Source organism: Streptomyces sp. NPDC058701 (assembly GCF_042715295.1).
Taxonomy (GTDB): Bacteria; Actinomycetota; Actinomycetes; order Streptomycetales; family Streptomycetaceae; genus Streptomyces.
The window spans coordinates 62,737-77,480 of record NZ_JBHXSY010000003.1 but is presented as its reverse complement, the minus strand read 5'-3'; the positions used below and the strand labels follow the sequence as shown (position 1 = coordinate 77,480).

Sequence of the window (14,744 nt, the reverse complement as noted above, 5' to 3'; positions counted from 1 at the left end):
CGGGCGGGTAGGACCGGGCGGCGCCGGGTAGGACCGCAGGGCACCGGCCGGCGGGGGCCCGGCGGGACCGAGCAGGGCCGGGCGAACCGAGCCGATCCGGGAGGACAGCCGATGGGCGGGACGGGCGAGGCAGACGGTGCGGGCGGGGCGTACGGAGCCCCGCACGCCGGAGGTGCCGGCGGCGGCGCCGATCCCGGGCTCTTCGGCCCGCGGTCCGTCACCTGGCAGTGCCACGGCGACCCGGTGATGTGGATCGCCGGGGTCCGCGCCCTGTACCTCCAGGCCCTGCACCCGAGGGCGGTCCGCGGGGTCGTGGAGAACAGCACGGTGTTCGGACCGGGGCGGGACCCGGGGGACGCACGACACCGGAAGGACCCGCGGGGCGGGGGCGCCCCACGGGACCGCGGCGACGCCTGGGGGCGCCTCCTGCGGACCGCGGACTTCGTCGGCACCACCACCTACGGCACCACCGAGGCGGCCGAACGCGCCGGCGCCCGCGTCCGCAAGATCCACCGCATGCTCTCCGCGACCGATCCGGACACGGGTGAACGGTTCCCCGTGGACGACCCGAAGCTGCTGCTCTGGATCCACTGCGCCCAGATCGACAGCTTCCTGCACGTCCTGCGGCGCTCGGGCGTCCCCCTCACCCCCGGCCAGGCCGACCTCTACGTCGACGAGAACCGGGCCGGCGCCCGTCTCGTCGGCCTCGACCCGGCCGGCGTCCCCGCCGACGCCGCCCAGCTCGCCGCGTACTTCGAGACGGTGCGCCCCGAGCTCGCCGCCGGCCCCGACGCCCGCGCCGTGGACGCCTTCCTGCGCAGCCCGCCGATCCACCCCCTCCTCGTACCTGGCCGAAACCTGCTGTGGGGTCCGCTGGCCTCACTCGCGTACGCGACGCTCCCCGGCTGGGCGCACCGGCTGTACGGGCGCCCCGCACCCGCCCCGCTCGTCACCACCCGGCGCCTGCGCCTCACCGGCCTCACCCTGCGCAGCATTCCCGCAGGTCTGCGCTGGCAGCTGCCACCAGGTCACATCTTGAAAGCGATGCGCCGCATGGGCCCCGGGAGCCGCCCCTCGCCGTACACACTGCGTACATCAGCGGCCATACTGGACGGGCCGGGGAGGGCGTGGCGCGACGACGGGGGCGGCTTCACAACATGGCGGAGTCCAGACTGATCCAGGGCCGGTACCGGTCGCTCGATCTGATCGGGCGCGGAGGCATGGGCGAGGTGTGGCGCGCCCGCGACGAGTCGCTGGGGCGGCACGTCGCGGTGAAGTGCCTCAAGCCGATCGGCGCCGAGCAGGACGCGCACTTCACCCAGGTGCTGCGCGAGCGGTTCCGCCGCGAGGCGCGGGTCGCGGCGGCGCTCCAGCACCGGGGCGTCACCGTCGTGCACGACTTCGGCGACGACAGCGCCGCCGGGGGCTGCCTCTACCTCGTCATGGAACTGCTCGAAGGACGCAATCTCAGCCAGCTCCTGGAGGACAACGAGGCCCGCCCGCTCCCCGTGGACGTGGTCGTCGACATCGCCGAGCAGATGGCCGCCGCCTTGGGCTACACGCACGACCAGGGCGTGGTCCACCGCGACCTGAAACCGGCCAACATCATGCGGTTGACCGACGGTACGGTGAAGATCTGCGACTTCGGCATCGCCCGGCTCGCCCACGACATCGGCTTCACCGCCAAACTCACCGGCGGCGGCATGGCGATGGGCACCCCGCACTACATGTCGCCGGAACAGATCGCGGGGGGCGAGGTCGACCACCGCAGCGACCTCTACTCCCTCGGCTGCGTCCTGTACGAGATCGCCACCGGCGCCCCGCCCTTCGACCTCGGCGACTCCTGGTCGGTGCTGGTGGGCCACCGGGACAACACGCCCGTACCTCCGCGCGAACACCGTCCGGAGCTGCCCGGCTACTTCGAGCAGGTGGTCCTGGACCTGCTCGCCAAGTGCCCCGAGGACCGGCCGGGCGACGCCCGCCTCCTGCACCACCGGCTCGTCGAGGCCCGGATCGGCCCCGGTGGGCTGCCCGGCGCGCAGGCCCCGCTCCCGGGCTGGGCCCGCACCATGACCGCCGGACGCAAGGCCGGCATCGAGGCCCGCCCGGCCAGCGGTGAGTGGGCCGTGGTCACCGGTTCCTGGACGGCCGCCCGTGCCGCGGCCGCCGCCACCGGAGGCGACCGGCCCGCCCGCACGTCCCCGACCGCGTCCCTGCCCGGGGGCGGCGGACCGCACGCCGAGCCGGTACGCAACCCGGCTTTCCCTCCGGCTTCCAAGCAGGGCGGACTGCGACGGATCGTCCGCCCCGAGCCCGCCGAGGACCCGCGCCTCACCGCGGAGTACGGCGTGCCGCGCCTCCCCGGCCCGCGCGAGACCGGCGTCGACGCCCTCGCCGCCGGCCACACCCGTGCCTTCGCCCTCAGCCGGTCCGGCCGCCCCGAGGCGGCGCTCGCCGTCTACCAGGCCGTGGCCGACGGGCGGGCGCGCGTGCTCGGACCGGACCACCCCGACACCCTCGCCGCCCGCCAGGAGACCGCGTACGAACTCGGCCGGCTCGGGCGGCACGCGGAGGCGTACGGGATCTACCGCGCGGTGCTCGTCGCCCGCGAGCGGACCACGGGGCCGCGCCACCCCGACACCCTGCGCTGCCGCCACAACCTGGCCTGCGCCCTGGGGGCCCTGGGCCGGTTCGCGGAGGCGCACGCGGCCGCCGCCGAGACGGCCGCCGACCGGGAGGCGGTCCTGGGCGCCGAGCACGCGGACACGCTGCTGACCCGCTACGAGGTGGCGTACGCGCTCGGCCGCCTGGAGCGCTGGCAGGAGGCCCTCGGCGTCTTCCGCGAGGTCGCCGCCGTACGGGAGCGGGTGCTCGGCCGCGACCACCCCGACACCCTGGCCGCGCGCTACGAGGCCGGGATCGCGCTCGGGCGCACCGGGAACCCCGCCGCGGCCCTCGACCTGTTCCGCGCGCTGGTCCGCGACCGCACCCGCGCGTACGGGGCCGCCGACCCGGAGACGCTCCGCGCCCGGCACGTCCTCGGCGTCAACCTCGGCCGCCTCGACCGCTGGGAGGAGGCGGTCGCCGAGGCCCGGGAGGTCGGCGACGCGCGGGCCCGGGCGCTGGGCGCCGAGCACCCGGACACCCTGGTCAGCCGCCGCGAACTCGCTGCGGGCCTCGGCCGGCTGGGCCGCTGGGACGAGGCGCTGCCCGTCTACCGGGACCTCGCGGGCATCCGCGAGCGGTCCCTGGGCGACGGGCACCCGGACACGGCGCTGGCCCACGCCGACGAGGCGTACTGTCTGGAGCGGCTCGGGCAGGTGTGCTACCAAGAGCCATGACGACCTCGCGGAGCTCCGGCCGGACCGTGTTCGACACAGCCGTCTACGACGCGGTGATCGTGGGAGGCGGGCACAACGGCCTGGTGGCCGCCGCGTACCTGGCCCGGGCGGGCCGCTCGGTGCTGGTCCTGGAGCGGCTCGGCCACACGGGCGGCGCCGCCGTCTCCAGCCGCCCCTTCACCGGCATGGACGCCCGGCTGTCGCGCTACTCCTACCTGGTCTCCCTGCTCCCGCCGAAGGTCGTGCGCGACCTGGACCTGAGGTTCTCGGTCCGCCGGCGCACGGTCTCCTCGTACACGCCGACCGCGCGCGGCGGCCGGCCCGGCGGTCTCCTCGTCGGCGGTGGCGACGCCCGTACCCGTGAGTCCTTCGCGCGGCTGACCGGCTCGGACCGCGAGTACGACAGCTGGCGCGCCTTCTACGAGACCACCGGGCGTGTCGCGGGGAAGGTGTTCCCGACGCTCACCGAGCCGCTGCCCACCCGCGAGGAGCTGCGGACCCGCATCGACGACGAAGCGGCCTGGCGGATGCTCTTCGAGGAGCCGCTGGGGCAGGCGGTGGAGCGGCACTTCGACGACGACCTGGTCCGCGGCGTCGTCCTCACGGACGGGCTGATCGGCACCTTCGCCGACGCCCACGACCCCTCGCTCGCCCAGAACCGCTGCTTCCTCTACCACGTCATCGGCGGCGGGACGGGGGACTGGGACGTGCCCGTGGGCGGCATGGGTGCCCTGACCGGGGCCCTCGCGGGCTCGGCGCGCGCGGCCGGGGCGGAGATCGCCACCGGGCACGAGGTCCTGCGGATCGACACGGACGGAACCGGGCCGGCCGAGGTGGTGTTCCGTACGGCGACCGGGGAGGGCCGGGTCGTGGGACGGACCGTCCTGGTCAACGCCTCGCCGCAGGCGCTCGCCGAACTCCTCGGCGAGGACCGTGCGCCGGCGCGGGCCCCCGAGGGGGCCCAGCTCAAGGTCAACATGCTGCTGCGGCGGCTGCCCCGGCTGCGGGACAGCGCCGTCGACCCGCGCGAGGCCTTCGGCGGCACCTTCCACATCGCCGAGGGGTACGCCGAGCTGGGACGGGCGTACGCGGAGGCCGCCGCGGGCGAACTGCCGTCCGTGCCGCCCTCGGAGATCTACTGCCACTCGCTGACCGACCCGACGATCCTCGGCCCGGAGCTCGTGGAGCAGGGATACCAGACGCTCACCCTCTTCGGACTGCACGCGCCGGCGCGGCTGTTCCGGAAGGACAACCGGCAGGCGCGCGAGGTGCTGCTGACGGCGACCCTCGCACAGCTGGACAGCCACCTCGACGAACCGATCACCGACTGCCTCGCCTTCGACGCGGACGGCCGGCCCTGCATCGAGGCGAAGACCCCGCTGGATTTGGAGCGCGAACTGCGCCTGCCCGGCGGCCACATCTTCCACCGTGACCTGTCCTGGCCGTACGCGTCGGGGGACGCGGAGGGCGCCGGCCGCTGGGGCGTGGAGACCGCCCACCGCAACGTCCTGCTGTGCGGCGCGGGGGCAGTGCGCGGCGGCGGCGTCAGCGGGGTTCCCGGGCACAACGCGGCGATGGCGGTACTGGAACGCTGACGCGGCGGCCGGCGGCCGGCGGGCAACGGGCGGTACGGGACCCGTCGGCAACGGGCGGTACGGGACCCGTCGGCGGCGGGACCGCCGGACGGGTTCCGGGGGTCCCGCCGCCGGTCTGTGCCGCGCCCCGCTCAGCCGGTCGGTTCGATGACGACGACGGGGATCTCGCGATCGGTCTTGGCCTGGTAGTCGTCGTACGCGGGCCAGTGCCCGACCATCAGCGGCCAGTACGCCTCCCGCTCCTGGTGGGTCGCGGTACGGGCCGTGCCCTGGAGGACCCTCGGGCCGACCTGGATGCGGACCTCGGGGTGCTCGGTCAGGTTCCGGTACCAGAGCGGGTCCGCCGGGTCGCCGCCCTTGGACGCGACGACCAGGTAGCGGTCGCCGTCCTCGCCGTAGATGAGCGGGGTCCGCACCGGCTTGCCGGACACCCGGCCGATGGTGGTGAGCAGGAGGGTCTGGGTGCCGTTCCAGTGGTGGCCGTCCGCCCCGTTCGAGCTCACGTACAGCTTCACGTGGTCGAGTTGCCAGCTGCCCGGCTTGGGGTCGGTCGGGTGGTCCCAGTCGATGTCGGTCGTCATACGGCTCGGCCTGCCTTCGTGTGGAACGGTCAACGGACGTCAACACCGAGTACGAACGCCCACGGGCCCGGTGTCTATGCCCCGATCGGGGCGGTGACGGCCGGAAGGGTGAAGCCGTCGAAGAGGTCGTCCGTCGCCCGGCGCGCGGCCCGGGCCGGGACGGCCCTCACGGCGAGGTCGCGCACGGCCGCCGCGAGGGGGTGGGTGACGGCGGCGACCCGGCCGGCCCGCCGGGACCGGACCCGGACGGCGTCGGTGCGTGCGCAGCGGGCCGCGCTGTAGGCGGCCAGGGCCGCGGGCACGCCGGACGTACCGGCTCCGCTCAGCAGGTGCGCGAGGACCACGGCGTCCTCGACGGCCTGGCAGCCGCCCTGGCCGAGGTTGGGAGTCATCGCGTGGGCGGCGTCGCCGAGCCAGGCGAGGCGGCCCCGGTGGTAGCGGGGGAGCGGCGCGGCCAGGTCGTAGAGGTCGTGCCGGAGTACGGCGGCGGGATCGATGCGCTCCAGGAGCGCGGGAATGGGCTCGTGCCAGGCGCCGAAGCGGCTCAGGAGCTCGGCGCGCGCGTCCTCCGGGTGCCGGCCCCCGGGGTCGGTGGCGGGGGTCACGGCCGTGGCGAACACGTAGGTGCGCCCGTCGGCGAGGGGGACGATCCCGAAGCGCTCGCCGCGCCCCCAGGTCTCGGCGGCGGCCGCGACGGCGGCGCCGTCGGCGGGCAGGACCGTGCGCCAGGCCGTCTCGCCGCTGTAGCGCAGGCCGGGGTGGTCCGGGAAGTGCCGGCGTCGCAGCGGGCTGTGGATGCCGTCGGCGGCGACGGCCAGGTCGGCGGTCAGGTCGCCGGCGGTCGTACGGACCACCGGGCCGCCGTCCGCGGGGTCGACGGCGGTGACGGCGGTGACGGTGGTCGCGTACCGGACGGTGCCCTCGGGCAGCGCGGCCGCCAGCGCGTCGGTGAGCGCGGCCCGGTGCACGGCGAGCGGCGGCCGGCCGTACCGGGCCGTCATCGCGGCGGTGTCGGCGCGGTTCAGCCAGCGGCCGTCCGGGCGCCGCAGGCCCATGGCGGCCGGGACGGCCCGGCCCGCGGCGCGGGTGGCGTCGAAGCCGATGGTGTCGAAGGCGCGCAGGGCGTTGGGTGCGAGCACGATGCCGGCCCCCACAGAGGTCGGGCCGGGCGCCCGCTCACAGACGGTGACCCGCCAGCCGCTGCGGTGCAGGGCGAGCGCGGCGGCGAGACCGCCGATCCCGGCCCCCGCCACGACCGCATGACGCCGAACCTCTGCCATGACACGCTCCTGCCCGCCGACCGATCCTCTACATCTGTAGAGTCTGTAGGCTGTGCACTCTACACCTGTAGAGTGGCGTCATGTCCAGCCCCTCCCGTGCCCCCGACCGCCGGACCCTGATCGCGGACGCCGCGATCGGCCTCGTGTCCTCCGCCGGCCTCCGCGGCCTCACCCACCGCGCCGTCGACGGCGCGGCGGGACTGCCGGTGGGCAGTACCTCGTACTACTTCCGTACGAGGACGGCGCTGATCGGCGCCTGCTACCACCGTCTGGTGGAGCTCGACTTCGCGGAGCTCGACTTCGCGGAGCGCGACGCCGGCTCTGCAGCGTCGCCCGCAGGGTCCGCGGCACCGGCGCCGCCGGACCTGGAGGCCGCAGTGGCGCTCTTCGCGGGGCTGCTGTACCGCTGGCTCACGGTCGGCCGCGAGCGCCACCTGGCCCGCTTCGAACTGAGCCTGGAGGCGGCCCGCACCCCCGACCTGGCGCCCGAGCTCCAGCGGGCGGGCCGGGCCGCCCGCGCCCGCGCCGCGACCGTCCTGGCCGCCCTCGGGGCGGAGCACCCGGAGGAGGCCGCCGAGCTGCTGGCGGCCTGGACGGACGGCATCCTCTACGACCGCCTCGCAGGAGCCCCGTCCCACGCCCGCCCGGCCCCGGACCCGGCCGAACTCACCCGTACCACCCGCCGCATGCTGAACGCGGCCCTGAACGGCGGCAGATAGGCCGTCTCTTTCGGATCGTGTCGGGTTCGGATCGTGTCGGGTCCGCGCCGCCCGGCACCGCACCGCACCTCGCCGCGCTGTCGGGCCGGCCGAGTACGTCCAGTGCTAGGCCGGCCTTCCGCCTTGCGATGTGGCCGCGACGGGCTCGCCGCCGTTGCGCACCTTCAGGCCGGTCGGGTCCGCGGAGGCCGCGGAGGTCGCGAAGCCGGGCGGACCGGGCCCCGCGATCATTGTGCGCGGGTGGGTGTCCGTGGCCTGCCGGAGGTGTCGGCGGCGGGGCCGGAGGGGGGTCCCGAGGCGGGCACAGGGGTGAAGGTGTCTCCATCATGACAGGTCAGAGGGCGTTTTCGTAGGACCAAGGGCACAGCCGTCCAGCCTTGTTCGGGCACCTGTGCGGCTTTCAGAATCACCCTCATGAATCACATGGCGAACATCAATCACGACGCGGTGCTGCGGGCCCGGGTGTCCCTCCTCGGATCGCAGGCGCTGCCGGTGCGGCAGCAGGTGGCCGCCTATCGCGTGCTCGCCCAGGTGAGTCCGTTGGCGTACCTGCCCCTGCTGGCAGACGCCCTGTACGAATACAGCCGTCAGGAGTTCGCGCACCTGCCGGAGACGGCGCTGGCCCTCCGGGCCGAGTCCGTGGCGGCCGCCCGGCGCATGTACGGGTTGGAGCCCGGGCGGGCGGAGCTCCTCGCGGCCGCGCTGGCCGCGTACAAGGAGCAGTTGGTCCTGATGGGGCGTGCGGGGGAGGCCGGGGCCGTGGACGAGGAGATCGCCCTCCTCGGGTAGGTTCGCGGCCCCGCCGCCTCGCCCCGCCCCCCGCCGCCCCCGGCCCCGCCTCGCTGAGCGGACCTCTAGTCCGGCGAGCGGGTCCAGCCCGCGGCCTCGAGGCGGGCGGCGTCCGCGGGGCGGTCTTCCGTGAAGAGGAGGCGGGACGGTTCCGCCACGCGTACGACGTCCACGTAGATCCCGCGCCCGACGTACCGGCCGGTGGCGGTGTGGCGGAAGCGCAGGTGCACCTCGCGGCCCGCCCATTCCGCCGTCAGGGGGGCTTCGAGGCGGTGCCAGACGCGCCCCGACCAGCCGCTCACCGAGCCGCGCGGCCACTGCTCGGGAGATCCGCCGGTGGAGCGGACGGTACTGAACGGCACGGCCTGCCAGGCCTGTCCGTCGGGCGATGCCTCCAAGTGGAGCGCGCCCTCACCGGGGACGGTGTCCCACCACACGGCGCAGCGCAGCCGGGCGGCGTCCGTGGCCGGGGTGAGCGGAGGCAGGGTGAGGGTGCCCGAGCCGCCGGGGGCGGTGCCGGAGAACCACGCCGCGCCGCCGTGCCGCGTACGGACCGGGACGGCGCGGGCGAAGCGGTTGCCGACGGCCACGCGCGGCGCGCTGCCGGCCCGCCAGGTGCGGACGGGGTGGACGGAGTTGCCGAGGAGGATCAGGAAGGAGTCGGTGGAGGGGTCCAGGACGAGGGAGGTGCCGGTGAAGCCGGTGTGGCCGGCGGAGTGCGGAGTGGCCATCGCGCCCATGTACCAGTGCTGGTACAGCTCGAAGCCCAGACCGTGGTCGTCGCCGGGGAAGGCCGTGTTGTAGTCGGTGAAGAGCAGCTCGACGGAGGCGGGGCGCAGGATGCGCCGGCCGGCGTACGCGCCGCCGTCGAGCAGGGCGCGGGCGAGGACGGCCAGGTCCCAGGCGGTGCCGAAGACACCGGCGTGGCCCGCGACGCCGCCGAGGGCGTACGCGTTCTCGTCGTGGACCTCGCCCCACACCAGGCCGCGGTCCAGGCCGGACCAGGGCGGGCGTTGGACCTCGGTGGCGGCGGTCACCCGGCGCCAGGAGAGCGGTGGATTGTAACGAGTGCGGTGCATGCCGAGCGGAGCAGTGATCTCGTCGTGGAGCAGGACATCCAACGTGCGAGCGGTGATCCGTTCCAGGAGCAGCTGGAGCGTGATGAGGTTCAGGTCGGAGTACCGGTACACCGTCCCGGGGGTCTCCTGAGGTCGCACGGACCACAGCAGTCTCAGCCGCCCCTCGCGTGTGGACTCCTGGTAGAAGGGGGCCCACGAACGCAGCCCCGAGGTGTGGGTGAGGAGCTGGCGGACGGTGATGATCTCCTTCCCGCCGCCGGTGAACTCCGGCAGGTAGCGCCGCACGGGCGCCTCCAGTTCCAGCCGGCCCCGCTCCATCTGCTGGACGGCCAGGACGGAGGTGAACAGTTTCGTGAGCGAGGCCAGGTCGAAGACGGTGTCCTCGGCCATGGCGATCCGCTCGGCGGCCGGGAACTCCCGGACCCGGTCGGTCCGCCCGTCGTAGTCGGAGTACCGGACGGCGTCGCCCATCGCGCGGTGCAGGGCGACGGTGCGGCCGCGGCCGGCGAGGACCACGGCGCCCGCGTAGTAGGGGTGTTCGGGGGAGGGGCCCAGGAACCGCCGCGCCTCGTCCGCCACCCCTTCGAGGTGCTTCTCCAGCAGCCCGGCCTGACGCGCGGACCCGTAGCGCAGCCGCAGCCCCTGGAGCGCGCGTCGCTCTGCGGGGCTGCCGGTGGCCCCGGCGGCCCCGGGGAGGGCCGCGTGCAGGACGAGTACCCCGCCGAGCGCGAGCAGCCGGGCCCCGAGCCGCCGCCGACTCAGCCCACCCCCGCCACCACCTTTTCCGCCCCGCCCCGTCGCATGGCCGGCCGTGCCCGTGCCCGCCCCCGCGGCCGTGCCTGCACCCGTGCCCGTGCCCGTACCCGCAACCGCACCTGTGCCCGAGACCGCACCCGTACCGGTTCCCCTGACGCCGGTGCGGTCAACACCCCCGGCAGCCCCCGCCGTCCCGGCCGCCGGCCGGTCCGGTCGGCCCGTCGTTTCGTCCCCCGTACCGTCCATGTCCGGCCTCCTGTCCGTGGCTGCGCCGCACGCTAGTGGGTATCTGCCCTTCCGCCGCCCGACCTCCGCACCTACCGGCCCGCAAAGAATCTGACACTGCATCAGAAAATCTCTTCCCTCGGATGCCGGGCTGCGGCATCCTGCCGCCCATGGAGACGGAGCTGAGCAGGAAACTGGGAGTCGAGCACGCGATCTTCGGCTTCACTCCCTTCCCGGCGGTCGCCGCCGCCATCACCCGCGCGGGCGGCTTCGGCGTGCTCGGCGCCGTGCGGTACACCGCCCCCGACGACCTCAAGCGCGACCTCGACTGGATGCAGGCGCACACCGACGGCAAGCCCTACGGCCTCGACGTGGTGATGCCCGCCAAGAAGGCCGTCGACGGCATCAGCGAAGCGGACATCGAGGCGATGATCCCGGCCGGGCACCGCCAGTTCGTCCGCGACACCCTCGCCAAGCACCACGTGCCCGAGCTCGCCGAGGGCGAGGCCTCCGGCTGGCGGATCACCGGCTGGATGGAACAGGTCGCCCGCAACCAGCTCGACGTCGCCTTCGACTACCCCATCAAACTCCTGGCCAACGCCCTCGGTTCCCCGCCCGCCGACGTCATCGCCCGCGCCCACGACCACGGCGTCCTCGTCGCCGCCCTCGCCGGCAGCGCCAAACACGCCCGCCGCCACGCCGAGGCGGGCATCGACGTCGTCGTCGCCCAGGGCTACGAGGCCGGCGGGCACACCGGCGACATCGCCACCATGGTCCTGGTCCCCGAGGTCGTCGAGGCCGTCGCCCCCCTCCCGGTCCTCGCCGCCGGCGGCATCGGCAGCGGCGGGCAGATCGCCGCCGGACTCGCCCTCGGCGCCCAGGGCGCCTGGCTCGGCTCGCTCTGGCTCACCACCACCGAGGCCGACCTCCACTCGCGGGCCCTCACCGAGAAGCTCCTCGCCGCCGGCTCCGGCGACACCGTCCGCTCCCGCGCCCTGACCGGCAAGCCCGCCCGTCAGCTGCGCACCGGGTGGACCGACGCCTGGGACGACCCGGAGGGGCCCGGCGCCCTGCCCATGCCACTCCAGGGCCTGCTCGTCGCCGAGGCCGTCTCGCGCATCCAGAAGTACGAGATTCAGCCGCTGCTGGGCACCCCCGTCGGACAGATCGTCGGCCGGATGAACAGCGAGCGCAGCGTCCAGGCCGTCTTCGACGAGCTCACCAGCGGTTTCGAGCGGGCCGTCGACCGCATCACCCGCATCGCCGGCCGCGCCTGAGCGGGCGGCCGTACCGGACCCAGAGGAGCGAGCAGCAGCATGACCGACAAGCAGCCCCCCAACGGCTTCTGGGCCCAGGCCACAGCCGACCCGGAGCGCACCGTCCTGGTGACCCCCGAGGGCGCGGAGTGGTCCGCGGGCCGCCTGCACGCGGACGTCAACCGCCTCGTCCACGGCCTGCGCGCCGCCGGGCTGGAAGCGGGGGACGTCTTCGCCGTCGTCCTCCCCAACGGCGTCGAGTTCCTCACCGCCTACCTCGCCGCCGCCCAGGCCGGCTTCTACCTCGTACCGGTCAACCACCACCTCGTCGGCCCCGAGATCGCCTGGATCGTCTCCGATTCCGGCGCCAAGGTCCTCATCGCCCACGAGCGCTTCGCGGACGCCGCCACCGCCGCGGCCGACGAAGCCGCCCTGCCCGCGAGCCGGCGGTACGCCGTCGGCGCCGTCGGCGGCTTCCGGCCGTACGCCGAACTCCTGGACGGGCAGCCCGCATCGCCCCCGGAGGGCCGCACCCTCGGCTGGGTCATGAACTACACCTCCGGCACCACCGGCCGCCCCCGCGGCATCCGCCGACCGCTGCCCGGCAAGCTCCCGGAGGAGACGTACCTCGGCGGCTTCCTCGGCATCTTCGGCATCCGGCCCTTCGACGGCAACGTCCACCTGGTGTGCTCGCCGCTCTACCACACGGCCGTCCTGCAGTTCGCGGGCGCCGCCCTGCACATCGGGCACCGGCTGGTCCTGATGGACCGGTGGACCCCGCAGGAGATGCTGCGCCTGATCGACCAGCACGCCTGCACGCACACCCACATGGTCCCGACGCAGTTCCACCGGCTCCTCGCGCTCCCGCAGGACGCGAAGGACGCGTACGACGTCTCCTCGATGCGGCACGCCATCCACGGGGCGGCGCCCTGCCCCGACCACGTCAAGCGGGCCATGATCGACTGGTGGGGCCGGTGCGTGGAGGAGTACTACGCGGCGAGCGAGGGCGGTGGCGCGTTCGCCACGGCGGAGGACTGGCTGAAGAAGCCGGGAACCGTCGGCAAGGCGTGGCCCATCAGCGAACTCGCCGTCTTCGACGACGACGGCAACCGGCTCCCGCCGGGCGAACTGGGCACCGTCTACATCAAGATGAACACCGGCGGATTCAGCTACCACAAGGACGAGGGAAAGACGAAGAAGAACCGCATCGGGGACTTCTTCACGGTCGGCGACCTCGGACTGCTGGACGAGGAGGGCTACCTCTTCCTCCGCGACCGTAAGATCGACATGATCATCTCGGGCGGGGTGAACATCTATCCGGCCGAGATCGAGTCCGCCCTGCTGACCCACCCGGCCGTCGCGGACGCCGCCGCCTTCGGCATCCCCCACGCCGACTGGGGCGAGGAGGTCAAGGCCGTCATCGAGCCGGCCGAGGGCTTCGAGGCCGGTGACGCCCTCGCCGCGGAGATCCTGCACCACTGCGAACGCCAACTGGCCGGCTACAAGCGCCCCAAGACGGTCGACTTCATCGAGACGATGCCGCGCGACCCGAACGGCAAGCTCTACAAGCGGCGTCTGCGCGAACCGTACTGGGAGGGCCACGACCGGGCGATGTGAGGCGGGTTGGCGCGCGGGCGCGCGGCCGTACGGGCGTACGGGAACGGAGCGGAACCCCGGGCGAGGCGGGGCGCGCCGCAGTGGGCGCGCCCCCGCCGGGCGGGCGCGCCCGGTCAGCCCGTGGAGATCCAACCGAGCCGGCCGCCGTGTGCCCGGCCGTGCCGGCGGGCGGTCGTCCGTTGCGCCGCCGAGCCCGGCCTTTTCGTGCGAGGGCCCACGTCAGTCTCTCGGGAGCGCGCGCCCTTCACCGCACCCGGGGACCGGTTCTGGCAACTTTGCAGACATGAGTACGGCAACGCACAGATCGCCCTTGACCGACTGGACCGTCGTGGTCCCCGTGGTGGCGTTGATCGCGCTCGCCTTCAGCTGGGGACGCGAGCTGCCCTCACTCGCGGTGGTCCTGGTCTCCCTCTGCCTCGCGGGCGCGGTGCTGGCGGCCGTCCACCACGCCGAGGTCGTCGCCCTCCGAGTCGGGGAACCCTTCGGGTCACTCGTCCTCGCCGTCGCCGTCACTGTCATCGAAGTGGCGCTCATCGTCACCCTGATGGCCGACGGCGGGCCCAAGACCTCCTCGCTCGCCCGCGACACCGTCTTCGCCGCCGTCATGATCACGTGCAACGGCATCGTCGGCCTGTCCCTGCTGGTCGGCGCCCTGCGCAACCGGGTGGCCGTCTTCAACGCCGAGGGGTCCGGCGCGGCCCTCGCGACGGTCGCGACGCTCGCCGTGCTCAGCCTCGTCCTGCCGACCTTCACGACCAGCAAGCCCGGCCCCGAGTTCTCCACCCCCCAGCTGACCTTCGCCGCCGTCGCCTCGCTCGCCCTCTACGGTCTGTTCATCACCGTCCAGACGGTCCGTCACCGGGACTACTTCCTGCCCGTTGACACCAAGCGGATCCGCAAGGAGGCGGCGCAGGCCGCCGCCGCGGCGGCCGCCGGGGAGGAGGACGAGCACGCCGAGCCGCCCAGCTCCCGAGCCGCCCTGATCAGCCTCGGCCTGCTGCTGGTCGCCCTGGTGGCGGTCGTCGGCAACGCCAAGGCCGTCTCCCCGACCATCGAACGGGCCGTGGAGAGCGCCGGCCTGCCCAATGCCGTCGTCGGTGTGATCATCGCGCTGCTCGTGCTGCTGCCCGAGACCCTGGCCTCGGTCCGCGCGGCCCGCCGCGACCGGGTGCAGACCAGCCTCAACCTCGCCTACGGCTCCGCCATCGCGAGCATCGGCCTGACCATCCCGGCCATCGCCCTGGCCTCGATCTGGCTGTCCGGACCGCTGATGCTCGGCCTCGGGCCGATCCACATGGTCCTGCTCGCGCTGACGATCGTGGTCAGCGCCCTCACCATCGTCCCGGGCCGCGCCACCCTGCTCCAGGGCGGCGTCCACCTCGTGGTGTTCGCGGGTTTCCTGTTCCTGGCCGTCAGCCCGTAGCCGCAGGCCGCGCCCCGCCCGGCGGAGGCCCCCGCGTCCGCGCGGGGTGCCTCCGCCGGGCCCGGTCACGGGGTCACCGGCGC

The 14,744-nt window shown here is 74.5% G+C and carries 11 protein-coding genes; 8 read left to right on the top strand and 3 right to left on the bottom strand.

The window, feature by feature from the left end; all coding sequences use genetic code 11:
* Positions 1 to 111: 111 nt before the first annotated feature.
* The 3 genes from ACFWW8_RS03865 to ACFWW8_RS03855 are packed head-to-tail and all read left to right on the top strand — an operon-like array spanning position 112 to position 4,936.
* Complete coding sequence (locus ACFWW8_RS03865) at positions 112 to 1,176, top strand: oxygenase MpaB family protein (RefSeq protein WP_386523197.1); 1,065 nt, start codon at positions 112 to 114, stop codon at positions 1,174 to 1,176.
* Positions 1,158 to 3,341: a tetratricopeptide repeat protein gene (locus ACFWW8_RS03860; protein WP_386523194.1), complete on the top strand. Its 2,184-nt coding sequence runs from the start codon at positions 1,158 to 1,160 to the stop codon at positions 3,339 to 3,341. The genes ACFWW8_RS03865 and ACFWW8_RS03860 overlap by 19 nt, the downstream gene beginning before the upstream one ends.
* A complete protein-coding gene (locus ACFWW8_RS03855) occupies positions 3,338 to 4,936 on the top strand; it encodes a phytoene desaturase family protein (protein ID WP_386523192.1) in 1,599 nt (532 codons plus the stop codon). Before ACFWW8_RS03860 ends, ACFWW8_RS03855 begins: the two co-directional genes overlap by 4 nt.
* 131 nt (positions 4,937 to 5,067) lie before the next feature.
* Here the strand turns inward: ACFWW8_RS03855 and ACFWW8_RS03850 are convergent, their stop codons facing one another.
* The gene (locus ACFWW8_RS03850; protein ID WP_386523189.1) at positions 5,068 to 5,517 is read right to left on the bottom strand and encodes a nitroreductase family deazaflavin-dependent oxidoreductase; all 450 of its coding nucleotides are present in this window, start codon (positions 5,515 to 5,517) and stop codon (positions 5,068 to 5,070) included.
* Between the two features lie 74 nt (positions 5,518 to 5,591).
* Entirely contained in the window at positions 5,592 to 6,797 is a 1,206-nt protein-coding gene (locus ACFWW8_RS03845; RefSeq protein ID WP_386523186.1) for an FAD-dependent monooxygenase, read from the bottom strand.
* A gap of 80 nt (positions 6,798 to 6,877) precedes the next feature.
* Between ACFWW8_RS03845 and ACFWW8_RS03840 the strand changes: the two genes are divergently transcribed.
* On the top strand, positions 6,878 to 7,516 hold the full coding sequence (locus tag ACFWW8_RS03840) for a TetR/AcrR family transcriptional regulator (protein WP_386523185.1): 639 nt from the start codon (positions 6,878 to 6,880) through the stop codon (positions 7,514 to 7,516).
* A 414-nt stretch (positions 7,517 to 7,930) separates the two neighbouring features.
* Positions 7,931 to 8,305: a hypothetical protein gene (locus tag ACFWW8_RS03835; RefSeq protein ID WP_386523183.1), complete on the top strand. Its 375-nt coding sequence runs from the start codon at positions 7,931 to 7,933 to the stop codon at positions 8,303 to 8,305.
* A gap of 65 nt (positions 8,306 to 8,370) precedes the next feature.
* Here ACFWW8_RS03835 and ACFWW8_RS03830 read toward each other — a convergent pair whose 3' ends face one another.
* Positions 8,371 to 10,386, bottom strand: coding sequence for a serine hydrolase (locus tag ACFWW8_RS03830; protein WP_386523181.1), 2,016 nt, complete (start codon positions 10,384 to 10,386; stop codon positions 8,371 to 8,373).
* Between the two features lie 149 nt (positions 10,387 to 10,535).
* On the opposite strand from ACFWW8_RS03830, the gene ACFWW8_RS03825 reads away from it, so the two are divergent.
* The 3 genes from ACFWW8_RS03825 to ACFWW8_RS03815 all read left to right on the top strand — a co-directional run bounded on the left by ACFWW8_RS03825 (position 10,536) and on the right by ACFWW8_RS03815 (position 14,661).
* Entirely contained in the window at positions 10,536 to 11,642 is a 1,107-nt protein-coding gene (locus ACFWW8_RS03825) for a nitronate monooxygenase (protein ID WP_386523178.1), read from the top strand.
* Positions 11,643 to 11,681: 39 nt separating this feature from the next.
* Positions 11,682 to 13,238, top strand: coding sequence for an acyl-CoA synthetase (locus ACFWW8_RS03820; protein ID WP_386523176.1), 1,557 nt, complete (start codon positions 11,682 to 11,684; stop codon positions 13,236 to 13,238).
* A 283-nt stretch (positions 13,239 to 13,521) separates the two neighbouring features.
* Positions 13,522 to 14,661, top strand: a complete 1,140-nt coding sequence (locus ACFWW8_RS03815) for a calcium:proton antiporter (protein ID WP_386523173.1) — start codon at positions 13,522 to 13,524, stop codon at positions 14,659 to 14,661.
* The last annotated feature ends 83 nt before the right edge of the window (positions 14,662 to 14,744 follow it).